At 40.0% G+C, this 26,330-nt stretch carries 19 protein-coding genes and 1 tRNA gene; 3 read left to right on the top strand and 17 right to left on the bottom strand.

Annotated elements, in window-relative coordinates; all coding sequences use genetic code 11:
• Nucleotides 1–3 precede the first annotated feature (3 nt).
• The 7 genes from CLI64_RS22210 to cas6 all read right to left on the bottom strand — a co-directional run bounded on the left by CLI64_RS22210 (nucleotide 4) and on the right by cas6 (nucleotide 8,668).
• Nucleotides 4–1,527, bottom strand: a complete 1,524-nt coding sequence (locus CLI64_RS22210) for a type I restriction-modification system subunit M (protein WP_103139254.1) — start codon at nucleotides 1,525–1,527, stop codon at nucleotides 4–6.
• Complete coding sequence (gene hsdR, locus CLI64_RS22215; RefSeq protein WP_103139255.1) at nucleotides 1,524–4,172, bottom strand: EcoAI/FtnUII family type I restriction enzme subunit R; 2,649 nt, start codon at nucleotides 4,170–4,172, stop codon at nucleotides 1,524–1,526. The genes CLI64_RS22210 and hsdR overlap by 4 nt, the downstream gene beginning before the upstream one ends.
• 328 nt (nucleotides 4,173–4,500) lie before the next feature.
• Complete coding sequence (locus tag CLI64_RS30920; protein WP_157943308.1) at nucleotides 4,501–4,674, bottom strand: hypothetical protein; 174 nt, start codon at nucleotides 4,672–4,674, stop codon at nucleotides 4,501–4,503.
• A 212-nt stretch (nucleotides 4,675–4,886) separates the two neighbouring features.
• Nucleotides 4,887–5,525 (bottom strand): type I-MYXAN CRISPR-associated protein Cas5/Cmx5/DevS, encoded by a 639-nt coding sequence (cas5, locus tag CLI64_RS22220; protein ID WP_103139256.1) that lies wholly within the window; start codon nucleotides 5,523–5,525, stop codon nucleotides 4,887–4,889.
• A complete protein-coding gene (locus tag CLI64_RS22225; RefSeq protein ID WP_103139257.1) occupies nucleotides 5,522–6,490 on the bottom strand; it encodes a CRISPR-associated protein in 969 nt (322 codons plus the stop codon). The genes cas5 and CLI64_RS22225 overlap by 4 nt, the downstream gene beginning before the upstream one ends.
• On the bottom strand, nucleotides 6,468–8,003 hold the full coding sequence (gene cas8a1 / locus CLI64_RS22230; RefSeq protein ID WP_103139258.1) for a type I-MYXAN CRISPR-associated Cas8a1/Cmx1: 1,536 nt from the start codon (nucleotides 8,001–8,003) through the stop codon (nucleotides 6,468–6,470). Before cas8a1 ends, CLI64_RS22225 begins: the two co-directional genes overlap by 23 nt.
• 2 nt (nucleotides 8,004–8,005) lie before the next feature.
• Entirely contained in the window at nucleotides 8,006–8,668 is a 663-nt protein-coding gene (cas6, locus tag CLI64_RS22235) for a type I-MYXAN CRISPR-associated protein Cas6/Cmx6 (protein WP_103139259.1), read from the bottom strand.
• Between the two features lie 279 nt (nucleotides 8,669–8,947).
• Between cas6 and CLI64_RS22240 the strand changes: the two genes are divergently transcribed.
• On the top strand, nucleotides 8,948–10,324 hold the full coding sequence (locus CLI64_RS22240) for a TniQ family protein (RefSeq protein WP_103139260.1): 1,377 nt from the start codon (nucleotides 8,948–8,950) through the stop codon (nucleotides 10,322–10,324).
• Between the two features lie 159 nt (nucleotides 10,325–10,483).
• Here the strand turns inward: CLI64_RS22240 and CLI64_RS22245 are convergent.
• Nucleotides 10,484–10,557 (bottom strand) — tRNA-Val (locus tag CLI64_RS22245).
• A 65-nt stretch (nucleotides 10,558–10,622) separates the two neighbouring features.
• Nucleotides 10,623–11,879, bottom strand: coding sequence for a hypothetical protein (locus CLI64_RS22250; RefSeq protein WP_103139261.1), 1,257 nt, complete (start codon nucleotides 11,877–11,879; stop codon nucleotides 10,623–10,625).
• A gap of 218 nt (nucleotides 11,880–12,097) precedes the next feature.
• On the opposite strand from CLI64_RS22250, the gene CLI64_RS22255 reads away from it, so the two are divergent.
• Nucleotides 12,098–12,874: an SDR family oxidoreductase gene (locus tag CLI64_RS22255; RefSeq protein WP_103139262.1), complete on the top strand. Its 777-nt coding sequence runs from the start codon at nucleotides 12,098–12,100 to the stop codon at nucleotides 12,872–12,874.
• A gap of 57 nt (nucleotides 12,875–12,931) precedes the next feature.
• On the opposite strand, the gene CLI64_RS22260 is transcribed toward CLI64_RS22255, so the two are convergent.
• The 7 genes from CLI64_RS22260 to CLI64_RS22290 all read right to left on the bottom strand — a co-directional run bounded on the left by CLI64_RS22260 (nucleotide 12,932) and on the right by CLI64_RS22290 (nucleotide 19,977).
• Nucleotides 12,932–13,711 carry a photosystem II S4 domain protein gene (locus CLI64_RS22260; RefSeq protein ID WP_103139263.1) on the bottom strand — a complete coding sequence of 260 codons (780 nt, stop codon included), beginning with the start codon at nucleotides 13,709–13,711 and terminating at the stop codon, nucleotides 12,932–12,934.
• A gap of 215 nt (nucleotides 13,712–13,926) precedes the next feature.
• Nucleotides 13,927–14,421: a hypothetical protein gene (locus CLI64_RS22265; protein ID WP_103139264.1), complete on the bottom strand. Its 495-nt coding sequence runs from the start codon at nucleotides 14,419–14,421 to the stop codon at nucleotides 13,927–13,929.
• Between the two features lie 159 nt (nucleotides 14,422–14,580).
• Entirely contained in the window at nucleotides 14,581–14,958 is a 378-nt protein-coding gene (locus CLI64_RS22270) for a hypothetical protein (protein ID WP_103139265.1), read from the bottom strand.
• Nucleotides 14,959–15,131: 173 nt separating this feature from the next.
• Nucleotides 15,132–17,288 (bottom strand): TolC family protein, encoded by a 2,157-nt coding sequence (locus CLI64_RS22275; protein WP_103139266.1) that lies wholly within the window; start codon nucleotides 17,286–17,288, stop codon nucleotides 15,132–15,134.
• Nucleotides 17,289–17,392: 104 nt separating this feature from the next.
• Nucleotides 17,393–18,952 (bottom strand): circadian clock protein KaiC, encoded by a 1,560-nt coding sequence (gene kaiC, locus CLI64_RS22280; RefSeq protein WP_103139267.1) that lies wholly within the window; start codon nucleotides 18,950–18,952, stop codon nucleotides 17,393–17,395.
• A gap of 77 nt (nucleotides 18,953–19,029) precedes the next feature.
• Nucleotides 19,030–19,356: a circadian clock protein KaiB gene (gene kaiB / locus CLI64_RS22285; RefSeq protein ID WP_103139268.1), complete on the bottom strand. Its 327-nt coding sequence runs from the start codon at nucleotides 19,354–19,356 to the stop codon at nucleotides 19,030–19,032.
• A 54-nt stretch (nucleotides 19,357–19,410) separates the two neighbouring features.
• Nucleotides 19,411–19,977 (bottom strand): KaiA family protein, encoded by a 567-nt coding sequence (locus CLI64_RS22290; protein ID WP_103139269.1) that lies wholly within the window; start codon nucleotides 19,975–19,977, stop codon nucleotides 19,411–19,413.
• A gap of 661 nt (nucleotides 19,978–20,638) precedes the next feature.
• On the opposite strand from CLI64_RS22290, the gene CLI64_RS22295 reads away from it, so the two are divergent.
• Nucleotides 20,639–23,908, top strand: coding sequence for an ATP-binding protein (locus CLI64_RS22295; protein ID WP_103139270.1), 3,270 nt, complete (start codon nucleotides 20,639–20,641; stop codon nucleotides 23,906–23,908).
• Nucleotides 23,909–24,076: 168 nt separating this feature from the next.
• Here the strand turns inward: CLI64_RS22295 and CLI64_RS22300 are convergent, their stop codons facing one another.
• A complete protein-coding gene (locus tag CLI64_RS22300) occupies nucleotides 24,077–25,939 on the bottom strand; it encodes a glycosyltransferase family 39 protein (RefSeq protein ID WP_103139271.1) in 1,863 nt (620 codons plus the stop codon).
• Nucleotides 25,940–26,330 lie beyond the last annotated feature (391 nt).

Here is a 26,330-nt window from a genome sequence, read left to right on the forward strand (position 1 = left end):
GTATCACGCCTCCTCTTGCCCACTTACAAGTTTATGAAGGCGTTCTATCTTCTCATGAAGTTTCTTTTGATTTTCAAGAATTCTAGCAGTCAATTCTGATGGATGCGGTAAATTTTCAATCTCCAAGCGATGAGGATTTCTAGCTGATAAATCATATTCACGTTCAACCAGATTTTCTCTATCTACAAACCAACTATTATTAGTAAATTCCTCTTGGGTAACTTTTGCCAGACGATACGCAAGTAATTTTTGAAAAACTTGCCTTGTTTCAGCAAAATGTTCATCTGTAATGGGGTTATTTTTACTAAATTTCTTCAATTTTTCAGGTAGTGGCATTTCATAATAAAGCACTTCTTTTGTAGCACGGGAACGCTCAAAAAATAACAGTGCTGTTTTTACATCAGAATAAGGTGCAAAAGCTCCAGGCGGTAAACTCACTACTAAAAATAAGCTAAAATCATTCAGCAGCATTTGCTTAACTGTTGCAAAAGCTCCACTCCTGAAAAGTGTTCCTGCTGGCACGACCATACCACAACGTGCTTTACTTGATAATTTTAGTTTTTTGATAATATGTTCAACTGCTAACAGTTCTGTAGCATTACTTTTTACAGGAAAATTCTCTTGAATTTGAGCATTTTCTTTGCCTCCAAATGGAGGATTTGTTAAAACGATATCAAACCGCTCTGAGACATTTTTTAAATTTTCTGCCAGGGTGTTGCGTCGGCGTATATCGGGAACTCTAACCCCATGCAATACCATATTCATAGTACCAAGCAAGGCAGGTAGTGCTTTTTTCTCCTGCCCTACAAAAGTGTCATATTGAAGAATTTTGTGGTCTTTAGTTGTTTTCTCCTGTTTTTGCATATGTAAATATGCTTCTACCAAAAAACCACAGGAACCACAAAAAGGGTCATAAACAGTCTCCCCAATTTGAGGGTCAATTACCTCTACCATAAAACGAATAATTGAACGGGGTGTGTAAAATTCCCCTGCCATTTTATTTTCGCTTCCTAGTCGCTTTAGTAAGTCCTCATAAATATGGGAAACAGTATGAATATCATCAGCATTTTTAAAGTCAATACTATCGACAATTTCCAGCACATCTTTAAGGTTATAGGGTGAAGCGCAAACGATTACAGTGCGATCGCTGAAAATCCCAGCAATAACCTCACGTTCCGATGAACCATATAGACTAGCTAAATAAGATATCAGTTCTCCCCGCACAAACTGCATTAACTTTTCGCCATCCCATTCTGGCGTGGAGCGACGACCATTCTCTCCTATTTTTTGACCTAAAGCCTTGGGTATCCAGCTAGACCAGCGATAAGGCTCATCAATAACTCGCTTATAAGTTCTACCTGCTAGTTCGGCTTCTACTTCAAAAATTGCTTCCTGCTCATCAAAAAATTTCAAGAACAACAGCCAAGATAAATGTTCGACATACTCCATGACACCACCACAGTTGTCGTCGCGGCGTAATATGTCACAAGCTCGCCAAATGTCATTCGTTAGTTGTTCTCTACTCACCCAGTTTCCTCTTGATAAAGGCGACTTTGCACCTCATTTAATGTTTGTCGCAGATGGTTAATTGTACCAAAACGCTGAACAATTCCTGGAGCCTGCCCCATTTCCCGAAAAGGAGAAAGCCGGAATACTTGATTAAACATTTCTTGTACACCTGCCAAGCGATATTTGTCGAGCAAAGCTAAGATAACTTCACGCGCTTCTGGGGTTCGCTCTTCAAGAAATCGTTGTTCATAGTTTAGAAATGCTTCAACTCGCTCATCCCTGGTATGAACTGGCTTGTTAAAGGCGAGATGTGCTAGTAAGTCAAATTGGTCTGCTTTAGGTTGAGATAAAACCTCTGCTAATACCTCTATGTGTATGCTTGCTGCTTCCAGTTCTTCCAAAAAAGCTTCTCTTTGGTTGGCATCTGTCCAAATTTCATAGAGTTGACTCCACTTAGGCACATACCCTACAACTTTTGCCTTCGTGTAATCTAAATATTGTTCCAAAGTTAACTGTTCACCCGTAGACTCTACCAGAAAAGTTGCTTCATCAGCGATAGTGACTTCCAAACCCCGAACGCTAATTTTACCAATAGGTGCTTCTTGTGGTTTCAGCTCAATGACAACTGTTTGAGTTATATCTTGTTCTGTTTCAACTGTGACTGTTCGAGGACGGAACTTAGTACCAGTTACAGACAAGCGAAGTGTTCCTGCTGGCAGATGCTCAAAGCGGAAGTACCCGTCATCGTTAGTGCGGAGTGGGCCAAGTTGTTGATTAGCACCAATTAACACAGTCACAGCAGCACCGACTATTAAGTCGCCTATAACAGCATGAAGAACAGTTCCTTCCAAAATACTTGTTCTTGGGCCTGTAATTTCAGTAGTTGGTACTTCAGGTGGACGATCCCACTCATCAAACAGTCGGGAAGCACCTACATAGTCGATAATGCGAAACCACTCCTTGCCAGTCGTAGAATCAACCCGTGAACCTCGACCAATGATTTGCTTGAAGAGAATTGGTGAAGAAATTGGTTTCATAAATACGATATTCCGGCACGAGGGAACATCAACACCTGTACTTAAAAGTTCAGCAGTAGTAGCAACAACTGGTGTTCTGCGATCGCTATCTTGAAACTGTTCTAACCAGGTACTGGCTTCTCCTTCCTCAGCAATAATTGGTACTGCATAGTCTGAATAACCAAGACTAGAAAATTCATTTTGCAGGAGACGAGCAACCAATCTGGCATGGCTCATATCTACGCAGAAGACCATTGTTTTATCGATCGCTCCAAAGCGATTGAGCAACCCTGCTAGATGTTTCACCATAGTTTCAGTGCGATCGGGCAAGGTAATTTCTCGCTCAAACTGTGGCGTTAAATAAGTATCGCGCAACCTGGAATTTTCAGGTACATAGATTTCTGCTCCCTGAACTTGTGCATCTTCTACATGAAGTCCATCCTTATCAACACTGGTACGAACTTTATGCACCTTATAAGTTGCCAGAAAACCATCTTCAATCCCTTGACCTAAGCTGTAACTGTAAGCAGGTGGTTGCCAATTTCCTTTTGATGGATCATCATAATCAAGGGGAATTTCTGGTTCCTCACAGCAAAAATAAGCATAAGTATCAATACTTTCACTTTGTTTGGGCGTTGCTGTCATGCCCAATTGAATTGCACCTGAAAAATGCTGAAGGATAGCATTCCATTTCCCAAAACCAGAACGATGACATTCATCGATGATAATTAATCCGAAAAAGTCAGGCGGAATACTTTTGAATAAAGCCTTGCCATTGTCTTCTGCATCCAGTGCTTGATAAAGGGCAAAGTACAAATCACGGTTGTAATTAAACTTGCCTCCCCTAATTATTCCGCGTGGATCAGCTTGTGTATTAGCAAAGGGAGAAAAAGCATTATAGGCTTGGTTACGTAGCGGAATACGGTCAGCGATGAAGAGAATAGGTTTTTTCAGCCAACCTGATTTTCTAAGTTTCCATACAATTTGAAAAGCTGTGAAAGTTTTACCAGTTCCCGTTGCCATTGTTAACAAAATACGCTTTTGAGAAGTTATCATTCGCTCAATGACTCGGCGAATAGCTACTTCTTGAAAATAGCGCGGTTCTTTACCACAAATAGCAGCAGAGCAGAAGGGGTGAAGTAGGGGGTTGTTTTGCTGAAGTGGTTTAGTTATGTAAGTGCCTTTTACATCAGCCACTCGGTTACTTGTGAGCGCAACTTTCTTCCTGCGGTAATTCTCCCAACGATTCCATAACTGTTCCGGTGCTGGAAAAGACGACAATTCACAACTCTGATTTGAGAAGAAATCAAACTCTACAAATCCATGTCCATTACTAGAATAAGCAAAAGGAACATCCAACATTTTGGCATAGGACTTTGCCTGCTCCAAGCCAGCATCTACCGCTTTCGTCTCATCCTTTGCTTCCAATACAGCAATCATCTGCCCTTTGTAACGCAGCAGGTAATCTACTCGCCAAGGTTGACGGCGACGTGATTCTTCTCCTATCAAGTAAATTCTGCCAGAAGTAACAGCCTCTCCCTTTACGAAATAGTGTTCACGTTCAATTTGAGTTTCACCCCAACCAGATAATTTAATTTGGGGATCTATCAGCTTTGCCCGTGTGTCCGCTTCGTTATAAGGAGCCAAACTTTTAGCCTCTCTGGCTGGTTTACTCTATATGCCATCAGTAAAGAAAGACTAGAGATACCTCTTACCTACACTGAAGTAGAGGTAACTATAATTTCATCTATATACTTAATTTTATTGGTAAACCTAGAGACGGTCAATTAATACCAGGTATTTCAACTTGCGGTCAATTATTGCTTGTTGATGGGTTTTTCTGCTGTGATCACCCGTATAAATAAGAATCAGAATTTCAGAGTCTGTCTTTTCCTTTAAGTCACAGAGTTGTCCATTATCTTCTTCCAAAGTTGTCCAATTTCTTCTTCAAGTCACACCACGAATCACCTTACACTTATTTTTCCCGACATCGGGAATCTAGGAATTGAGCAACGCCTAACGGCAATAAGCCACGAATCATCCAGTATTGCGGGAGGGTGATTCTTATCCCCAAAATTTGAGCAACGCCTAACGGCAATAAGCCACGAATCATAGCAAAGGTGAAAACCCTTAACTGAGGAAGGCTCATTTACAATCTTACAAGTACCTTCCAGATCGAGAAACCAAAAACACAAAATTTACCAAAGTTACCCTTACTTTCAGCCCCTCAAACCCAGTGCCGATAAACTGTCCCAAAAATGGCAAGCACCTTTTTGCTTGCCTAAATTACTATATCCCTTACCGTGTAAACCTTCCCGCCATTCTTTGACCCTAAATTCCCTTTCCCATAAGAGATACTTGTCAAATTGGAGATTGAATCATCGTCCACGCCAAATCAGGAGGTGGAGAGCTTGGCATTTCCTCAATCCGATACCTCAAAAATCGGGTATTTCTTGACCCCACATGGTCAACCCAATAGGGTAAGGTTAACCTGCCTCGATTATCCTTAATCGCCCACTGTCTCACCCCCTCTAGATAATCTTGGGAGACAAGTTTAATCGTTTTAATCAACTGGTCACTTTCACCTAAAAATAAACAACCAAACCGTCTTACTAGCTCAGGATGGTCAAACGCTAACTGTATTCTCTCCCTTAAACTTGGTTTTATCTTCTCCCCGTCAGAACGAATCCAAATCAAACACTTCAGATTAGACAAAACTTCTTGATAACAGGGAATAACATTCTCTGGATTACTAAAATCAGCATTCTTAAACCGTCTCATTTGACGCAAAATCCGCGACTTTTTGGGGCTAGATAACATTGCGATCGCCAATTCTACCCCACAGTGGCGATAGACATCCGTTTCCCCTACCAAAGACAACAACATCCCATACACTGTTGCTGGAGGAGGGACAGGATAGGTTTTTCCCATTTCCCTTGCATGGGACTCCCGAAAAGTCGCAAATGGAACATCCACATAGAGAATTAATGGTGCAGTCATTTTGATTCTTCTAAGACCAAATCTCTTTTAATGACTGCTTTCAAAGCTTCAGCCAGTTCATTGCGATTACGATAAATATGCGCCTGTTTAAAAGGAGAATTATCAAAATTATCTAATTGATGTAACTCCTTAACAATTGTTCCCCCAATCCATAATGTACTAGGGTCAATCTGTCCGCATTCCACTTCATCTATAAACTCTTGTGTAAATCTTGCTTCCTTACTCTTAGGCTCGCAATATTCAAAGCAGTAAGAAATATATGAAGGCAAATTATTTGTCCATTGAAATACAAAACTATCAGGACAAAAAGGATAATTAAAAATATTACTACTTCCTCCTACCTTGGGAAGATTCATAATGCCATCTATCAGAGGTAAAATCCGCGAAAAATCTCTGAGATGAGTGGCATCGATTCCAAAATAATATTGATATCGAGTTGCATGATATTCTGTGAAATGCAGCGATGTACTATCCTTGTCTCTGCCACTTTTTGCCCCTAACTTGACTGCACCATCATAAGGCGTTAGCGAAACAGCCATATTCATCCCTAAAGCACCCGTTCGCTGATTAAGAGTGCTGGCTTTTGTTTGTTTCTTTTTTCTTTTTGTTGTTGAAATCTCCTCTTCTGTTTCAGCAGACTCTAATAAAGCAAACCCAAAAATATCATCATCATAAAATTCTTCTGGATCGAAATCTTCACTTGTTAACCGATTAATATGTTCATCTTCATCCCAAACTCGATTAACTAGATAACCTTGCTGTTGAAGATAAAAACGTAAAGCCCAACGAATCGCACTTGAACCTACGAAAGAATGAATTTTACCATTCCAATAGCCTTTTTGCAGAGTAGTCTTATTTCCTCGTCTCATGTCATGATTTAAAGAAGCTAAACCATAACGAGTGAGGACTGTTCCGTAAAGATAATAATTGGGGATATTATTGTCATTCTTCTTCTGAGTCATCATTCATTTTGGTGAGTTTATTTTTGGGTTTATAACTGGCGATCGCTAACAAAGACCAAATTCTTAATTCTTGCCAAGGTATTTTTTTAATTAGTAGTACAATCTCTTCTTGATGCTGATTGAAATACTTATTTAATCCCCCTCTTACTAAAAAGTCGGATAAATATTCCTTAAACGACAATTCATCATAACAATAGTTTAACTCTGCCCTTAACCGTTCAACTTTCTTCTTAATTGGAGGGTCTTTCCCTTCCTGGGCTTTGGCATACATTTTAGCAAAGTTGCCCTTCATAGCTTGCTGAAATACCTTAATAAAAATAAGATACTGCTTGTCTTCTTCACTATTCTCTGCCATTATTATGAATCCTTCGCGGTTGAAAAATAGCTGGTTAAATAAATATCCTTGTGAATCATCTATCACCAATTTTTCCCAAAAATTAGACCACCAATGGATTCCTTTCACTAAATTATCAGCAATCAGGGAGCGAATCGGATTCACTTTAATAAAAATTTGCTTGGGTTGAATCTTCTGATAATTAGTTGGAAAATATTTTTGAATCTGTTGATAAGTGATTAAAGTATTTTTATCGATTTTAATTTCTTCTATACTCATCAATGTTCTTTGACGAGAATCTTTATTCATTTTTTCATATAACCAAACTTGACAAGCTTGATAGTAGTCACCTTGAGGCTGAATATCGTCTAAGCTGTAATAAAGTAATCCAGCTTCACCAAGACTACTAACATGAAGCTGTTTCGTTTCTAATTGCTGTAATCGCCATCTTCTTTGAGAAGCATCTTCAAAATCCTTGATTTCTGGAATCACCACCAAGTAGCGATGGGTTTTCTTTTCCTTCAAGTCTTCTGATGGAATATGAAGTAAGCAATAATGACAAACTACTGGTACAAATAATAATGCTAAGGCGTATTCAGGCTTTTCTTCCAGTTTTGTAGTATTCTGCGTCCTAGCATGGCGAACAATTCCCCCTAAATACAACCAACTGGTTATTTGAACATAATCCTGTCTGAGTTGTTGGGTATCTGTATCACATAACTTCTCTGCAAAGGTTTGATGTGCGTACCAAGTTAGGGATTTATATTGATACTCGACTTTTTTTTCTTCAAACGTTAGTTCAGTGTTAACTAGCTTTCCTGCTTGATAAAACTTATTAAGACGCAGAAAAACAGCACACATTCCCTCATGAATCTGGATTTTTTGAGTTAAATCTATTGCATTATTGTCTAATCCTGCTAAATGAATTAAACCTGTATCATCTAATTGAAAAGACTCATTAATTAACCAAGATATGGCGACAAAATCACTTCCTTGCCAGAATAATTCAATAGTATCAGCAGTTAAAGACCATGATATGTGTCCTCCCCGTTGACGAGATGAGGGATATTGCTTTTCTAATTGCTTTAAAGTCATATAAAGTCCCGTCATTCCCACCCTGTGTATTATTGTCGTATCCGCAGCACCGAGAGATAGAGAAATTTTGGGTTGGGTAGCAACCATAATCAGGTTTCCTCTTCTTCCTTGCTGCGAGTCGCTGGGACAAATATTCCACACATCATCTTTCGTTTCCCACCAATCCCCTGTTCTTGCAAGGTTAAAGAATCTTCTGGGTTGAGTTCGCTGATTTTTACTCCAAATCCTCGAATTTCAAACTTTTTCTCTTCTTTATTGATGGTTAATTGTCTTTTTTGAGGCGTTCCATCTTGCCGGGTAAGTAATTCAATTTTCCCTTGTATTCCTATATTATCTAGTTGTCTTTGAACAGCTTCAATAAAGTTATTAGAGTCTTGAAAACCTTTAATTATCACTAATCTGGAATAGACACTTTCTGAAGAAATTAACGGTTTGTAGTCGGGAATATCTAGTTGATAAGAATTTTGACCTATGTGAAAAGCTTGACCCGCTAAATAAGGATAAATTAAAGGAATTTGTTGATGATTAATCCGAATTTTTAGACGAGATTGAGCAGTTAGTTCAAGCAAATTGTTCCTAGTCGGAATTCCAGTAATTGGATGAATTCCAATAGATTTTAGTTCGTGAAGGCTAGGACAAATCCTGGACAAAGCACTATAGACAGCATAACCATTATCAAGAGGAATCGGTGCGCCTCTAAGTTTAAAGGTTAGGTCTAGGTAATATTCACTGTTTATAGCTGTGGCTATCACGGTTAAGAATTTTTAGAAAATTTGATACTAAAGTTTGAAATAATTCCAATATTTTAAGTAAGTCGGTGAGAATAAACCTAACTATATAACAGATTGTAAAATAGGTATAACCCTTGCGATTGCTTCATTCTACTTCGTTTCATTCGCAATGACATAGAGTGAATTATTTAAGCCGTTCTACTTATCTACAATAGTACATTGTAAATTAAGTCAAAAGCTCAGGTTATCGAAGTATAATTTTTATTAAAAATTTAGATTATTTAACAAAAAACCATCGTCATGGACATTGACATAATCCAAATTCAACCCTACTTTGAGGATGAGCTATGGAGTCCAGAGAAATTTCCAATGCTTGAGCGAAGTCGTTTACATCATTTGGAACCGATTGGTATAGGGACTCCTATGGTTGAGAGTTTAACCAGTTATGTGACACGATTAGCTCATTCTCATGGGGTTTTTGTCAATATATTACTATCAAGAATAGTTAATCCACTCTTACAACAAACCTTTATTAAAAATTCTACCAGTAGAGGATTAAAACCATTTTTTAACCGTTCTCATGCCTTAAATGGATATGGGATAATGGCTACTGATTTTGTTGATGTTCTTAATAAATTAACTTTGCATAATCAGCTAGAGTTATTAACATTAATACCCTTCTCAAACATTTTAGTTACAAAAGGTTTATTACGTTCTCATAAAGCTTGGTGTCCAATATGTTACCAACACTGGAAACAAAAGAAACAACTTATTTATGATCCATTACTCTGGTCATTCAATGATGTCAAGATTTGTTTAATACATCAACATACTCTTGTGCAAAATTGTCCTCATTGTCATAGTCAATTACTTTGGTTAAACTGGAAATCCACTTTAGGCTATTGTTCACAATGTTTTCAGTGGTTAGGAGGATATTCTAAAACTTCAGTAGTTGATCGGGAGAGATGGATAGTAGAAAATTTGGGAGAATTTCTTACCAATGCAAATCAGTTATCTTCTGTACTTACTCAAGAGCTTATACCAAAATCTTTCACCCATGTAGTGCATAAAGTTAGCGGAGATAATATAGCTGCTTTTGCTGCAATGCACAAAATACCTAAAAATACTTTCTGGGGTTGGTATTCAGGTAAAACTTGTCCCTCTTTATTTGCTTTACTGCAAATTTGTTATAATCTTAAAATTTCTTTATTTCAGTTCTTCACACAAGATTTCAATCTATCAACAAATCATTGTCAAAATCTCAAGCTTGACATGAAATATTCTAATAAAATACGTTCATCTCCCAAAATACTCGACTTGGATCATATTGAAAATACCCTGACCAGCATTTTATCTCAAGCAAAAGATCCATTACCAACAATTGCAGAGATAGCCAAACAATTAAAAATTAATAGACGAGTTATTTCAAGACATTTTCCTTTATTATCCCATCAAATTGTCGTTAAACGTCGCAATTATATGGGTATGTGTCACTTAGCTGCTATTGAGCAGTGTTGTCAAGAAATTGTAGAAGCTATTGTCTCACTCCATCAATCAGGAGAATATCCAACCGAGTCTCGTGTGTGTGAGCTGATTAGTAACCCCGGCTATTTTCGTTATAAGAAGGTTCGACTATTCTATAAGAAAACAGTTCAATCTATTTTAAGTAGGTTGTGAACTTTCAGTACGAATGGAAATGGTTGATAATTCACATTGATTTTTTCAAAATTTTTCAGGCATGATTTTGCCGTTACTGTTTTCAAGCATAGCTTTGCCGTTGCGGCAAAATCAAACTTTAAATCACACGATGATAAATAATCAATCACTGAAAAAATATGGACGTAACTGGATTCGAACCAGTGACCTCTACGATGTCAACGTAGCGCTCTAACCAACTGAGCTATACGTCCTTGCTGCACGATTTATCAATATAGCATACATTTCTCGTAAAGCAAATATTTTTGCTGACAAATTTCTACTGCTGAAGTCTGTTCTTTGCCTGCGATATTAGTGTCTGTGCTTCTGCGTAGGCTGTTGTCCCAGGTTGTACTGTATTTAGTTGATTGATAATACCTTGAATTTGCGATCGCAATTGCTGTTGCTCAGAGGCAGGGGTAGCAATCAATCTTTGAATGTTCTCATTCGCCTCTTTCAGAGACAATTGTGAGTCTATTTCCGCTTGCAGTCGAGTTTCTACAATTCCTAAATTAGTTTGATAAGTTGCTAGCAACTTCTGCGCTTCTAAATAACCTGGATCTTCTAGTTGAACGGTTTGTAATTGCTCAATGGCTGTTGACCACAATTTAGCAATTTGCTTCCATTTCGTCTCTGTATGTGGCGGTTTTTGAGCCAATTTAGCAGCCGCCAGCGCAAATTGTTTTGCACCATCAATTAATTTGCTACTGCGAGGATCAACAATACCCTGTATTTTACTTTGGTAGCTGACTAATAACTTTTGGGCTTCTAGATAACGGGGATTTTCTAAGGGAACTTGATTGATGCGATTAATAGCTTGTTGCCATAATTCTGATGCAGCTTTTGGCTGAGTTTGCTTGGCTTGTTCGGCGGCTAAGTCAAATTCCTGTGCGGCTGTGATGAAATTACCAACCCGCGCATTTTCAAAATCACGTTTGTAAGCGTTGAGTTTGGCTTTTGCTGTTTTGGCTGCTAATGTTTGTTGGGGAATTTGTTCTAATTGGTCTATTCCTTCTTGCCAAATTGCTAGGGCTTTCTCTCTATCTTGAGTATTAGTAGCCTGTTGATATTGCTGCTTTGCGGCTTGTAATGTTTGTTCAGCTTGAGACAGTGGAACTAGAGCATTTTTGTCTTGAAATACGATTGCTTCTATTCTTCCTACTCGTTGACGGGCTGTTTCAAATTCATCTACCGTAAATTTCCAAGTACAACCAAATAAATTGCAGTAGGTCTGCGGATAGTATCCTAAAAACCAAACTGGTAAATTATCCAAATTCCGTTTTGCTGCTTTAACCTTTTCCCCACCCCGTTCAATATCTGCTGGACTAGTAGATTGATTAATTAATTGGTCTGCTTGTTCTAAATTGTGAATTGCTTCACGGTAGTTATGATCCATGTTGATATAACTAGGCAACAACAGGATAGGTACAGTTTTGGCAACAGGCCAGCGAATCATCGGATAAGGTAGATTGACCACCCAAAGCACCCCGGCTGCACCTCCTAAAAGAATCACAACCCATTTAATTTTGTTTAACATAGCTATAAGTAAATATAAGCTTTAACCTATAGCTTTAGTATTCCCACTACGGGTGACGTAAATTACAGTTACTGTGGGGATTGGGGATTGGGACAAGGAAGACAAGGGAGAAGAAGTATTTAAGGACTACTGACTATTGACTATTGACTATTGACTTTCTCCCCTAAAAAGTATTGTTAAAATTTATAAGTATTATAAGAAAAAATTGATTATCTAAAATGTCAACGGCTTTAATCACTGGTGCATCAAGTGGTATTGGCCAGGCCTTTGCCCAAGAATTAGCTGCGCGTCAAACTAATTTAGTTCTTGTTGCACGTTCAGCAGAAAAATTACATCAGCTAGCTCAAGAATTACAATTACAACACAACATCCAAGTAGAAGTGATAGTTAAAGACCTCACAGAACCAAATGCGGCGGCGGATGTCTTTGATATTACTAAAACTAAGGGATTAACTGTTGATTTATTAATCAATAATGCTGGTTTTGGTGATTATGGCGACTTTGCAGAAACAGAAGGGGAACGACAAGTCAAAATGGTGCAATTAAACGTTTTGGCTTTGGTGGATTTGACTCACAAGTTTTTACCTTTGATGCGACAACGCCATTCAGGAAGCATTATTAATGTAGCCTCAATTGCTGCATTTCAACCTATACCATACCTTTCGGTATATGCTGCTAGTAAGGCTTTTGTTTTGAGTTTTAGTGAAGCATTATGGGCGGAAAATCGTAAATATGGGGTTCGTGTTTTAGTGGTTTGTCCTGGCCCCACAGAAACAAACTTTTTTACTGAAGCTCGTTTTCCCACGGCTTTTACTGGCAAAACCAGTAAAATATCTACTTCAGAAGAAGTAGTAAATGATGCTTTAAAGGCTTTAGCAAAAGGTGACTCGACCTCAGTTAGTGGCAGTTTCTTAAGTAAAATAATTACGAATATGCCGAGATTGTTACCGCGAGAAACTTTGGTAAGAATTTTAGAAAGTCAGTTTAAAGCTTAATTATTGGGAATAGGGAATGGGCATTGGTTATATTCCCCATTACCTATTTCCCATTCCCTAAATATATCTAGTTAATTGAACGCGGTAGCGTTCTTTTTTTGTGACAGCGATTTCACCAACTTCTAAACGTCCTTTACCGCGAATGGCGATTAAGTCACCGGATTTAACTTGAGAACTAGGTTGAGTGACTTCTTTCCAATTGACGCGCACATCCCCTGCGTCGATGAAGTCTACCATTTTACTGCGAGACATTCCAAAACCAGCAGAAGCGATCGCATCTAATCTTAAAGAAGCTTCCACCGTAGTTAATTCTTTTTTCTTGGGTTCGCGGATTTTTAACTCACTCAAATCTATCGGCTGGGTTTTCACAGGAACGGAACGCACCTGCTGAAGATTCATGGTTAAAAACTCTACCAACTCTGGAACAACTATTGCTTGCGCGCCGCGTTCACCTAAAACAATAATGTCCCCAGTTTTTTCTCTGACAATACCCGTTCCTAACATCGCGCCTAAAAAGTCGCGGTGCGTCGCTGAGTCAAATAGAAAATTACCAGCAATTTCTAGTGCTACTAAGCTAACTTGAGATTGATCCAAGGGTAAATCAGAACGAGCGATCGCAACTCTTTGACGTTCCGCCTGCGGATATCCACCCCAAGGTAACAATTGCACTTCTGTTAAACGATTAAATACCCGTTGCATTTCCGCTAATTCTGGAGGTGACAGAAAATCTGTCAACACCACTTCCCAAGTTTTAATCGCCTGTTCCGCTTGGTCAATTACACGAGCTATACTATCTCGATTTTCAACACCCTTTAATAATTCTTCTCTTGGCAACATGATTAATAGTCAATAGTCATTAGTCAATAGTCATTAGTCAATAGTCATTAGTCATTAGTCAACATTCAATAGTCACTACTCATTACTCAGCACCGGCTAAACGCCGCGCTACCGCTAACAGCACTCATTACTCATTACTCATTACTCATTACTCATTACTCATTACTCCAACCTTGTCTCCCTTGTCCCAATCCCCATTCCCCATTCCCCAATCCCTAACCCGCGTAACCTTGAATATTCTCTGGTTCAAACTGTCTTAAGATGCGAGTAGCTTGGCGAGAGAGAGTTTCCGAACCTTGGACTACAACAAGATATTTACCGGCATCTAAACGGTTGCGGTAGGGTAAAGCATCACCACTACCCACAACTAAGCCGATTCCGCCACCGACAAATACGCTACCCATTGCACCACTAGCAGCACCTAATAGTCCACCAATAATGTGATTACCAATTTCACCTGCCCAGGCGAAGGTATCTAAACCAGTAATCAAACTAAAAGTAAAACCAGCAAAAAAGCCAAATGGTACTAGCCAATAGGCCATAAGTTGCGCTTGTTTTTTGGCTTGAGCATTGGGATCAATTAAACCAAACTCATCGGCACTTTTATAACCTCTACCCAAAATTGTGCTGTCTATGCCTTCTTTTTCTAACGCTAAGTAAGCAGCTTCAGCTTGGATACGGTCTGGTAACACGGCCACAAGGTAATTCATTGATGCTATCAATAGTATTTTTCTGATGAAGTTTTGCCTTAATTAACAGCGTATCAGGAGTTGTTGGGCATTGGGCATAGAAGAGGAATTGGTGCAGGGGGCAAGGGAGAGAAAAATTTCCCCATTTCTCCCTGCTCCCTGCCTCTTATTCCCTATTCCCTACCTTAACGTATCCATTGGTTCACAGAAGTTATTTACACCTTGCTTCAGGATGTACATCAAAACTGGTGTGGCTAAAATCTTGGGAAATGTGGGCATGGTTTTGAGATGTGCGATCATCTCTTTGATGGAACCGTTTTGTAAGTCTTCTCGAAATTGTTGTTCACAAATGACAGCACGCCACCTTTTCGCCAAGTCGCCCAGCCACTCTGAATTAGCTTGTTCTGGTTCTTGTCCAGCTTTAATTGCTAGAGTCATGGCTGCGTCTTCTAAATCTCCTTCACAGTCCTCAATCAATTCCAAGGCTTCCATAGCTGCTTGATCATCTACCAATTGAGAACGAAACGTGGCAATTTCTTGGGATGTGACTGTAGTCATGAGTTTTTACATATTAGTCAATAGTCCATAATCTCTAGTGTGTCATTTCTGAGTCAATATTGATTCACCCCAAAAAATTAAGTGATGAGTGCTGAGTCTGGATAACTCATCACTCATCACTATTAAGTGTCGACAAAAGACATATCCGAAAAATGAAGCTGTCTCAAGTAAAACTATTGACTGGTGGTTGTTCTGGTCAATGCTCTGGTGGTAACAGCTCTTTGCAAGTCAACTAAGGCCCTGTTGTAATCTAATATCGCTGTGACACGATTACCTTCAGCTCTAGTTAATTCGTTTTCAGCGTTAATTACGTCTGTTTGTGTTCCTACACCAGCTTGGAACCGCAAACGCGCTAGGCGTAGTGATTCTCTGGCTTGTTCTAAAGCTGTGTTGGCAGTTTGGACGTTGTTGAGGTTAGCTTGCTGTGTGAAGTAAGCTTGCTCAACTTGAAAACGAATTTGATTGCGTTGTTCGGCAAATCGAGTTTCGGCGATCGCAATATTTTTTCTGGCTTGAGCTGCTCTGGCTCTGGATGCACCACCGTCAAATATGTTCAAGCTGGCTCTGACTCCGAAGGAATAACCATCGGTGACGCTGACATCATCATCGAACTGATCGAGTAAGTTATAGTTTGCTACTAAGCTGACTTGTGGCCCCAGGTTAGCTAGTGCTTGTCTGCGTTGTTGTTCGCTGATGTTGCGCTGTGCTAGTTGTTGTTGGAGTTCGGGGCGATTTTGATAAGCTAGGATGATGCTACTTTCTAAGGACTGTTGCCAAAGTCCTGCTACTTGCACGGGATCGGCAGCTTCGATGTTGACTGTTTGGGGCAAACTCAAGCGAGTTGCTAGGGTGCGACGAGAGATTTGTTGTTGAGAAATCGCACTGGTGAGTTCTTGTTGCGCGTTGGCTAAGTTAACTTGCGATCGCAATACGTCAAATCTTGTTCCTACCCCTGCTCTTTCTAATGCTTCCGCATCTCGTAAGCTGGCTTGAGAGTTTTCTACTGCTGATCTGGCAATGCGAACCTGTTCGTCTGCCTGCTGTAAGTTGTAATATTCTGTAGCCACATTCCGCCGAATTTCTTCGGATTGGGTTTCTACAGCTAACTCACTAAAACGCACCTGTTCTTCTGCTTCTTTGATGGCGGCGTTGCGTCTACCTGATGTGTAGATGTCGTAGCTTAACTGTGCTTGACTGGTGAAATCTGTACTTGGTTCATCGTTACCGCCTCCAGCCCTTTCTACACTAAGTTGGGAACTAGCGGATTGGCTGCGAGTAATATCAGCACTTACAGACACACTGGGAAATAAAGCTGCCTGTGCTTCTTTTAAAGAAGCTTGCGCTCTTTCTAATTCCAACAACGACACCTGCAAATCTCGATTATTGCGCCGTGCGATTTCTAAAGCCTGCTCTAAAGTAATACGCTGATTTTCCTGGGTTGTCACTTCCTGAGTTTGCGTAGGAAAGAGCAGGGGATTGGACTTGGGAGTCAGACTAGCTGGTACTTCCACACCGTTATTGACTGGTGCGGGTATAGTGGCTGGTGCTGATTCCACAGGAGACGGTGCAGGTGTAGTGGCTGGTGCTGACTCCACAGGAGATGGCGCAGGCGTAGTTGCTGGTGCTGACTCCACAGGAGATGGTGCCAGATCAGGATTATTTTGTGCAAGTTGCTTACTTGACCATTGAGACTGGGGACAATTAGTCGCTAAAATCAGCGTTGCCGCAGTTCCTGGTTGTAGTGAGCAACTATTGGCTGCCAACAGTTGAGCTGCACCTGCACCTTGAACAGATGCTTGTAATGCTATTGGTAACTGAGTTTTGAGATTTTTTGCTGCGGCTAGTTTGGATAGAGAATTAGTTGCAGGTGCTACAGATGTGACTAACTCTAGTTGATTACTAGCTAAGTTACTTGGCTTTTGATTATTTGTTAACCGATTCTGCTTGAGCCTTTGAATCCAATCGCGATTAGGTGACAGACTGACAATTTTAACTTCCTTTTGGGATGATTTTTGTTCGTTAGTAATACCAGTATTTTCTGTCAATCCAACTGCATTACTCTTACTACTTAAATCTGCTGCATTAACTTCAGATAAATCAGATTTTTCAGTGGACTGGGAGAAATCTGGATTTATATCTTTTGGTAGTTGTGTCTGAGCATTGTCTGCTACCAAGGTTTGACTATCGTTAGCAGTCAAAACACTAGGAGAAGAAGCTAATTGTACACTACTTACCTTCACGCCCTCAGCCACAGCTGGTTGAGTTGCCAATACAGCTGCTGTTACACCAGGTAAAAAACAGAAACTATAAAGTAATTGTTGTCCTTTCACCGCATCCCCTCACACGAAAATCAATCTGGCGGCAGAAAACTTTTCTTCACAACAGAATATAGCACGATACTAAATTAAAGTAGGAATATAGTACGATACCAAATCTAGGAATCGGAACCCTGTTTATCTTCAAAACGTCTAACTATGCGAGAAAGTTCCGCCTTTTCATCAATACTAACGCGGGTAGGCGCACCACTCACAATTCTTTCATAGTTACGGAAAGAATCTTTAATTTCTGGGCCGTCGGCAGTGATATTGTACTCACGAATACCTTTATCATGCCATGATCCCCGCATCTTAAATACGTTGATTGCCCGCGACATTTCTCCACGAATTTCGACATATTGTAGCATCAAAATTGTGTCTGTAATTGTGGAAATATGGGAATCTGTAATGGAATGTGATCCCATAAATTGGTCGGTGGTGTTAGTAAAGAAACCAGTGATTTCTTCTTGTTTGGCATACCCTGTAACACCAATGACAAATTGCCGGAAAGCATTATTGCTGACTCCTCTAGCTAGAGCCGAAAGAGAGTCAATGGCGATGCGTGCTGGTTTAAACTCAGCAATTTCTGATTTAATAATTTGCAGGTGATCTTCTAAACCAGTAGACTCTGGATAGGTACAAATAATTTTGAGTAATCCCTGACGTTCTAATTCTTCAAAATCAATGCCCCACGAGTAAGCATTTCGAGATAATTGAGCGCGGGATTCTTCATAGGCAAATAAGATGGCTCGTTCACCATGAACGCAGCCATTTTGTAAAAACTTACTGACTAATAATGTCTTACCTGTACCTGTAGCACCGGTAGCTAAAATAATTGAATCTTTGAAGAAACCACCGCCACACATTTCATCTAAGGTTTTGACACCAGAAGAAACACGGACATTGGATGATCTTTGGGTGAGGCGCATCGCACCCAAGGGGAAGATATTTACTCCCTCATTGGTAATGGTGAAAGGATATTCTCCTTTCATGTGGGTTGTTCCCCGTAATTTGAGGATTTCAATGGTGCGGCGGCGACGTTCTCCTTCTAAAACGTTGCGAACAATCACCACATTATCAGAAACAAATTCTTCTACACCAAAGGAAGCTACAGGGCCATATTCCTCACTTCTTTCTGTAGTGATCACTGTGGTGACATTCAATTGCTTTAAGCGCGCTACTAAGCGAAAAATTTCCCGGCGGACTACTCCTACTGCTTCATACTGTTGAAATACGGCGGTGATGGAGTCGATAGAAACCCGTTTCGCTTTGTATTTGCGAATAGCATATTGTAACCGCTCAATTAAAGCGGATAAGTCGAAATTGCCTACGATGTCTTGACCTTCAGGATCTGGAGACGCATCGAGAATAAATAATTTACCTTCGTTAATTAACTGTTGTAAATTCCAGCCAAAGATATGAGCATTTTTAATGATGTCACTAGGGGATTCTTCAAAGGTAACAAATACCCCTGGATCATCGAAATAGGTGATGCCGTTATAAAGAAACTGTAGAGATAATAGTGTTTTCCCTGTCCCTGAAGTGCCACTGACTAGGGTCGTTCTACCTACTGGTAAACCCCCGTGACTGATGTCATCAAAGCCTTCAATCATGGTGCGGATTTTTTCCACACCAGCACTCGATATAGGGTTTGCTGCTTGTTGTTCGTTATCGCTCATTGTTGCTTGATAAATGGGTACTGCACCCAGATTCTTAATTATTAAATGTTGTTGATTTTAATCGTTTTTTTAGAAGTTTAAAGATTGTCTTGCTCTTCCCAATCTTCTTCATTCAATTCTTCATACAGCAGATCTAAACCAATCAATACCCTTTCTCGGTCTGAAAGATCACCGATGATTTTGCGGACGGGCGGCGGCAAAATCTTAGATAGTGTTGGGGTAGCTAATATCTTATCTTCTTCTGCTAATTGCGGATTTTTTAATACATCAATGACTTTCAGGGCATAAATGCCTTGAAATTCCTGATCTAAAATATTTTTAAGAGTTTTGAGGGCCCTGACTGAATTCGGCGTGTTCCCTGCTACATAAAGCTTGAGAACATAGGTTTTTCTGGCTTTTGTCATACAGAGAAAAGTTAAAAATTCACATGATAAATGAGGGGAATTGAAGATGTATATCTATTTAAAAATAGCACTCCGATAAACTTCACATAGATGCGCTAGGATTTCTATGAGAGTAAGGCGGTAGTCTAGTAATGTTTCATCGCTCCTCCCTTCTAATTGTAGCTGCTTGGAAAATTCATCAATTAGTTCCATATGAATTTCTATAATTTGTGGCACAGGAATATTAGCACAAAATACTGCATTGATAAATTTATCGATTCTTTCTTTGAGTGCTTTGTCTGTAGTAAAGTAATTAATGAGAATGTCTCGATAATCTGATTTGAGTTGCTGCAACAATACTTGTCGGTCAACTTCTGGATTCATGTGCTGACAAACCTGCTGTATTTTTTGCTGTTGGTCGGCAAAGGCATAGGGATATTTACTAGTAAAGTTTTCATTAATTGTGAGATATAACCGTTTGAGGCAGTAATAAATCTGATATGTGATTTCGACCCCTAAAATTAGAGAGCCGCTAAAATCCCATAACCACGCATTTAATCGAGAGTTGTTTGCTATTGTGTGGGTTGACTGATCTAAATTTTTTTTAACATTTGGTCGGAGAATCAAGATTGGTAGTAGCATTTACATACTTATATATCTCTCTTTAATCACTATGCAAGATGACAGGTGCAGTTAGTCATTGATGGCAATTACGTAAGTCTTCACTCAAGAATTTAGAGCAAGATTATGTATAGATCATCGGCTCCTCTGGCAATCACAATCACTTGGCGGGTGGGAAAATTGGGAGAAAGGTCAGGATAGCTGGTTAGTATCTCAGTTTAGTTGCCGAAGAAAAACATAACTTAATTTATGATTTGCATATGTATATCTGTCTAAATAAGGATTTTCTATTTTACTCCTTGATAAGATACTTAAACGAACTTAAAGTATTGTCGCATTTTCAATAATTATAATTCCTCAAGGTTCTAAAGCGAATCTTTGAAGGCATAATTGTTTTAGCTGTTGCTATTGATGAAAAACAAAAAATGCCAGTGGCGAAGTATTCATGGTTGTTCAAAGAGATTTGAACGTGGTCGGAGTAACAGGCCGCAGTTGGCTGACTATTGAAATGAAACGCCTTTGTTCCAGAGAACCTATGCCATTAATTCAATAGTAAAAAAGCTGGACAAGATCGCTGATATGAGTCTTCTGAAAGAATACTGCTTCAGGCGCGATCGCTATTTGCCCCTGCGCTGATGGTGAAGCCAGAGGCGTTCACAAGAAGAATGACCCCCCAAGCCGTATGTCAATGCTACAGAATCCGCTTTATGAATTTCTAGCAACTGGCAATAGTTGCTGGGAAACCAGCACTCTGGCAGAGACGCTGGAGATGTTTGAGCAGAAGCAGTGCGATCGCTTAATCATAGTCAATCAACACTATTGTCCCATCGGGGTGCTTCACTCGGCGCGGTTAACGCAGCAGGTTATGCTCAATGCTGGAGATGGGCAAATTGCAAATTATTTACAACAACCAATCTCGCAATTGGGTCAAACGGTCATTGAGCCAATACAAATATTACCAGCTAGTTATTGTGTAGAGCAATTGAGTTCATGGTGGCATTATCACATTAGCCAAGCCAACGCATTAGAGTTAGTCTTAGTAGATGGGGATGGGAAGTTTTTAGGACTACTCAATAGTGTGCGCCTCTTAAACGCCTTGGCTAAAGCCCAAGTAGCCATGAATTACCATCACAACCACCCAGCATCAACACATCAAGATAGCACCATTGTCAGTAACAGTAGAGTCAGGCGATCGCGATCGCCCCATCGCCAACCCCAAGGATACAAATCACTAGTACAATTATTAGAACAACTACCTTGGCCTTTAATGTTGCAAACTAGCACAGGTCTGGTGTTAACGCAAAATCTGGCATGGTGGCAACAATTAGGCACATTAAAAGATCCCGAAGGTATTAGGCAACAAGTTGAGGCGATTTTAGCCGCTACCCGCATCAAACAGCCAGAATACGCCAACCCCAAAGCTGCCAAAATTTATGCTCGTGGCTACGGTAAGATTTTCCAGCAAAATGAAACCTTACCCATCACTGAGTTACCTGGTTTCAAACCCCTTAACTCACAAGTAACATCACCAGATAGCATTTCCACCGGAGGTCGTTGTTTTTTAGACAGTCGCCTTGGTATTTGTACTTGCATTGTAGAAGTGCAGAGTGGTCAAGAACGGATTTGGCAATTTACCAAAATTCCCCTAGATAGTCCAGATTTAAAATTTCCCCACTCCGAATCAGCCACAACCATAGAGGATGATAACTTGTGGCTAGTCTCAGCCACCGATGTCACCGAACAACAGCAACTTTATAAAGAACTATCAGCTAAAAATGCTGACTTGATTCAACTCAACCGCTTAAAAGATGAATTTTTAGCTTGTATTAGCCATGAACTCAAAACCCCCTTGACCGCCGTTTTGGGACTATCGCGGTTATTAGTAGATCAGCAATTAGGGGAACTCAATGAACGTCAAGCTAGATATGCAGGCTTAATTCATCAAAGTGGTCGCCATTTGATGAGTGTAGTTAACGATATTTTAGACCTCACCCGTATGGAAACGGGACAAATGGAGTTGACCCCATCACCTGTAAATATACAATCTGTTTGCGATCGCGCCTTGGCAGAAGCCAAAGCTATTCACAGCCAAACCAGCAAAACTACCTCAACAAACCAAAAATCTCCCCCTCGGTCATCAGAACCTGTCTTTACAATGACTATTGAACCAGGGTTAGAGTCAATTACCGCCGATGAATTACGCCTGCGTCAAATGTTGGTACATCTATTGTCCAACGCCTTTAAATTTACAGAAATCTCTGGTGAAATCGGTTTGAGAGTCAATCTTTGGGAAGGATGGATTGCTTTTACCGTTTGGGACACAGGGATCGGAATTCCCGAACATCAACAGCACTTAATTTTCCAGAAATTCCAACAGCTAGAAAACCCCTTAACGCGTCAGTTTGAAGGTACAGGCTTGGGACTAGTCTTAACCAGGGCTTTAGCGCGTCTTCACGGTGGTGATGTCAGTTTCTTATCTCAAGAAGGTAAAGGTAGCCAATTTACTCTACTTTTACCACCCAGTCCACCCAGCACCGGTTTTGTTGAATCTGAAACCAGAAGCACAGAAGTAAATAACAGCGATAACTTGGGAAATCTCCAGCGTGTCAGTCCAAGCGGGAAACCTCAAGCAATTTCTTCTCAACGCTTAGTTTTAATAGTCGAAACCGTCGCCAGATACATTCAAGACTTAACCGAACTACTCAAAAATCACGGTTATCGAGTGGTTATCGCCCGTTCTGGAACAGAAGCCGTAGAAAAAGCCCGTCGCCTACAACCACAAGCCATATTTTTAAATCCTCTCTTACCCTTGCTATCTGGTTGGGATGTCCTCACATTACTCAAATCTGATCCCGCCTTACGTCATTTGTCCGTCATTGTCACAGCTACTGGTGCAGACAAAGAACAAGCACTGGCTAATCAAGCTGATGGTTTTTTGAGTTTACCAGTAGAAGCCCAATCTCTAACACCTTTGTTAGAAAAACTGTGTGCGCCAAGCAAAAACCAACAACCCAGTATTAACAATAGTCAAGAAAATCCACCCCATAAAACCCTAAGAATTCTTAGATTAGTTGATTCTGATGCACAATCAATCAATCCCCATTCCTCATTACAAGAACATCGGGTGATTGAAGTCGATGATTTAGATCAAGCTGAACTACTAGCCAGAGTCTGGCAATTTGATGTCGTTTTACTAGATGTAGATAATTCCCTCGCCCAAACTTACTTACAACAACTCAGTCAGCATCCTCGGTTAGCTAGCTTACCCTTAGTAACTTGCGATGTTAACACTACCCTCACCGCATCGCAAATTCCTGGTTTGTCAGTATTTCCCTGTTTAACACCACTCAATCAAGACGATAGCAACAGTCAAAAAGACACCTTATTGTCTGTCTTGCAAATCGCCTCTGGAGTTTGCTATCCCCCAAACATTTTAGTGGTAGATTTAACCATGCTCCAGGATTTACCACAGACTAAACGCAAACCGGTCAAAGCTTACAGGGAGAAAAATTCCTCTGTCAACCCAGGAAATAGCGAAAGAGGTACAGAATGGTTTCAAGCCCTCATTCAATATTTGCAAACAGCCGGATTCAAAGCGACAATAGCCCGTTGTTGGGCAGAAGTTTTACAACAAATGCGTCATCAAAGTGTAGATTTATTACTAATTTGTTTAGGCAATGCTGCTATCCATCCAGAAGTATTAAAAGCTTTAAAAACCTTGCAAGATTTACCCTTAGATTTACCACCAGTTGTAGTCATTGATCAAAGGTTACATCGGTCATCACTTAATTCCCGCACTAAAACTGCTCAGGATAAAAATGATCTGCAATCAATAGCAGATATTTTAAATGCGATCGCCACTAAAATCGTTCCTCGTTCGATCTCAATGGAAGAACTCTTAAACCAAATAAATCAATCTTTAAAACTCAAAGTACGACAGGAAAAATCTTAAGGTATTGCTCATCCCAATTTTGGATTTTAAATCTATTCAATCGAAAATCTAAAATCTAAAATTCCCAATCCCCAATACCAGAAAAAGTAAAAAGGCAAAATAATCTTTTCTTTTTTTGCCTTTTGCCTTTTGCTTTTATCCCCAGTCCCCAGCCCCCTCACCTATTGACTAAGATATCTCCAACTTTTGTGGTTTCATTTTTTTGAAATTAATGCGAGTTAATTGGTAAGCTCCTTTGATGGCTAAATTCTCGTAAGTGTCTGGCTGTAAATCCATTTTGAAAAAATTTCTTTTTTCAGTTAAGAGCAGCATAGAAGGAGGTAGATTTGATTTATTGGCTATATCTTTGATGTATTCTGTAGCATCCTGAGTCAGTTTAATAAATTTCATTTGTTTGTGGCTATAAAAAACCACACTCGGCTTTTTAAAGCCCACCATGATAATTTCTTCCTTTGGTTGCTGAAACTGCACCACAGCCGCAGATAAATTTCTCAAAGGTAATTGACGTTCTTGATCCATTAAGAATAAAGCCGGCATTAAAACAATAATTAAAAATGCCGCAAATCCTAACAACTGCATCCCAACTATGGATTGCCAATAGCGACGTAATATTAACACGGCAAAAATGACGGCAAATAATAGCCAAATCCAGCCACCCATTGCGGCTAAACCAGCATTTTGAAGACTTTGTTGAAAATTAGGTGCGGCTGGATCTTGTCCTATTAAATGAGGTAGGTGAAATAATGCTACTGACAATACAGACAAAAAAACCACATTAATCCAACTACTCACTTGCAACAACCACAGGGGATAATTGTTAACTTTATTTTGAGAACTTGAGAAAAAATCACCCCACAAGAGGGACACTAAAATAGCGGCTGCTGGCATCAAAGGTAAGACATAACTGGGTAGTTTAGTAACTGCAATGGTAAAAAAGCTAAAAATAGTAATAAACCAAATAAAGGCAAATAAACCCAATTGTTGAGAACGGGTTTGAGTGCGCCAATGCGATCGCTGCCAAAACTTGAGTCGCACCATCGCCACCGGCAAGTACACTGAGTATGGTGCAAACAATAGCAGCACAATCAGAAAATAAAAATACCAAGGTGCTGAGTGACCATTAACTACTTCCGTGAAGCGTTCTATATTGTGATAACCAAAGAAAGAGTTAATGTAATTCCAGCCATTGCGCCAAATTACCAGCACATACCACGGGACAGATAAGACAAAAATAATTCCTAACCCCAAGAATAGGCGCATTTCCCGTACTACTGCCCAAAATTGCCCGACATACAACAAAAACACCCCAATAATCAACCCTGGTAGCACAATTCCTACCGGGCCTTTCGTCAAAATTCCACCAGCAATCAATACATAACAAGCCAAATACCATTTATTAGGCAATGAAAATGGGGAATGGAGCTGAATTTCATCTATTTCTCTATTCCGTGTTTCTGATTCAGCGTATCCCCGAAAGAAGCACAATAAAGATGAAGCGAGACAACCAGTTAGTAGCATATCCGAAACGCCGGTTCTACCCCAAATAATCATTTCGGGATTAAGTCCTGTAACGGCGGCTGCAACGGCTGCTGTGACATAGGGATAGGTGAGGGATGAATTGGGATCAGACTTATTTTGTGGCTGCAAAGCCCACTGTACAGTGTAAAAAACCAAAGCCATCACACCGACTGCGGCTAAAGCAGAAGGCAGACGTACCGCCCATTCATTGACACCAACTACAGCATAGGCGATCGCCTGACACCAGTAAATTAAAGCAGGTTTATCAAACCGAGTTTCACCGTTGAAATAGGGAGTAATCCAATCTCCTGTGACTAGCATTTGACGAGAGGCTTCGGCAAATAGTGGCTCAGTTTCATCAATTAAGCCCACATTGCCTAAATTCCAACCATAACCCAACCAACCAATCACAACTAACCACAGAATAGCCACAGTCACAGCAAGGGCTGGACGTTTTACTATCTTATTCAGCCACTGCTCAATAGCGTGGATTAAGCTCAATTTCAACTTCATTAGTCAATAGTCAATGGTCAGTAGTCAATAGTCAATAGTGAGATAGTGCGTTCCTGTCGCCTTGCGTCGGAAAGCAACTATCGTTAGCGCAGCGTTAGCGACGCAGGAGCGTCACCCGCAAGAGTCAATAGTTAACAGTCAGTAGGGGTGGGTTTTGGTAGATATTTACCCTGGAAAACAGTTATCAGTTACTTGATAACTATTCACTGTTTACTGTTTACTGCTCACTTTTCACTATTAAACCCGCCCGTACAACAAGTTAACAGTTAACACTCATGTAGTCGTTGAATGACTAAATTTTGTTCTTGAGCATCTCGACTTTTTTGACTTTGAGCTAATTGTCATTTAACTTGCATCATTGTCATTTCATGTTGGCAAAAGCTGTAAAACC

It is taken from the genome of Nostoc sp. CENA543 (assembly GCF_002896875.1).
GTDB lineage: Bacteria > Cyanobacteriota > Cyanobacteriia > Cyanobacteriales > Nostocaceae > Trichormus.

Bases quoted from the DNA above. Each gene is read 5' to 3' on its own strand.
- CLI64_RS30920 (WP_157943308.1), bottom strand. From the start codon at position 4,674: ATGAGCCTTCCTCAGTTAAGGGTTTTCACCTTTGCTATGATTCGTGGC.
- cas5 (WP_103139256.1), bottom strand. From the start codon at position 5,525: ATGACTGCACCATTAATTCTCTATGTGGATGTTCCATTTGCGACTTTT.
- CLI64_RS22225 (WP_103139257.1), bottom strand. From the start codon at position 6,490: ATGATGACTCAGAAGAAGAATGACAATAATATCCCCAATTATTATCTT.
- cas8a1 (WP_103139258.1), bottom strand. From the start codon at position 8,003: ATGGTTGCTACCCAACCCAAAATTTCTCTATCTCTCGGTGCTGCGGAT.
- CLI64_RS22240 (WP_103139260.1), top strand. From the start codon at position 8,948: ATGGACATTGACATAATCCAAATTCAACCCTACTTTGAGGATGAGCTA.
- CLI64_RS22250 (WP_103139261.1), bottom strand. From the start codon at position 11,879: ATGTTAAACAAAATTAAATGGGTTGTGATTCTTTTAGGAGGTGCAGCC.
- CLI64_RS22255 (WP_103139262.1), top strand. From the start codon at position 12,098: ATGTCAACGGCTTTAATCACTGGTGCATCAAGTGGTATTGGCCAGGCC.
- CLI64_RS22260 (WP_103139263.1), bottom strand. From the start codon at position 13,711: ATGTTGCCAAGAGAAGAATTATTAAAGGGTGTTGAAAATCGAGATAGT.
- CLI64_RS22265 (WP_103139264.1), bottom strand. From the start codon at position 14,421: ATGAATTACCTTGTGGCCGTGTTACCAGACCGTATCCAAGCTGAAGCT.
- CLI64_RS22270 (WP_103139265.1), bottom strand. From the start codon at position 14,958: ATGACTACAGTCACATCCCAAGAAATTGCCACGTTTCGTTCTCAATTG.
- kaiC (WP_103139267.1), bottom strand. From the start codon at position 18,952: ATGAGCGATAACGAACAACAAGCAGCAAACCCTATATCGAGTGCTGGT.
- kaiB (WP_103139268.1), bottom strand. From the start codon at position 19,356: ATGACAAAAGCCAGAAAAACCTATGTTCTCAAGCTTTATGTAGCAGGG.
- CLI64_RS22290 (WP_103139269.1), bottom strand. From the start codon at position 19,977: ATGCTACTACCAATCTTGATTCTCCGACCAAATGTTAAAAAAAATTTA.
- CLI64_RS22295 (WP_103139270.1), top strand. From the start codon at position 20,639: ATGTCAATGCTACAGAATCCGCTTTATGAATTTCTAGCAACTGGCAAT.
- CLI64_RS22300 (WP_103139271.1), bottom strand. From the start codon at position 25,939: ATGAAGTTGAAATTGAGCTTAATCCACGCTATTGAGCAGTGGCTGAAT.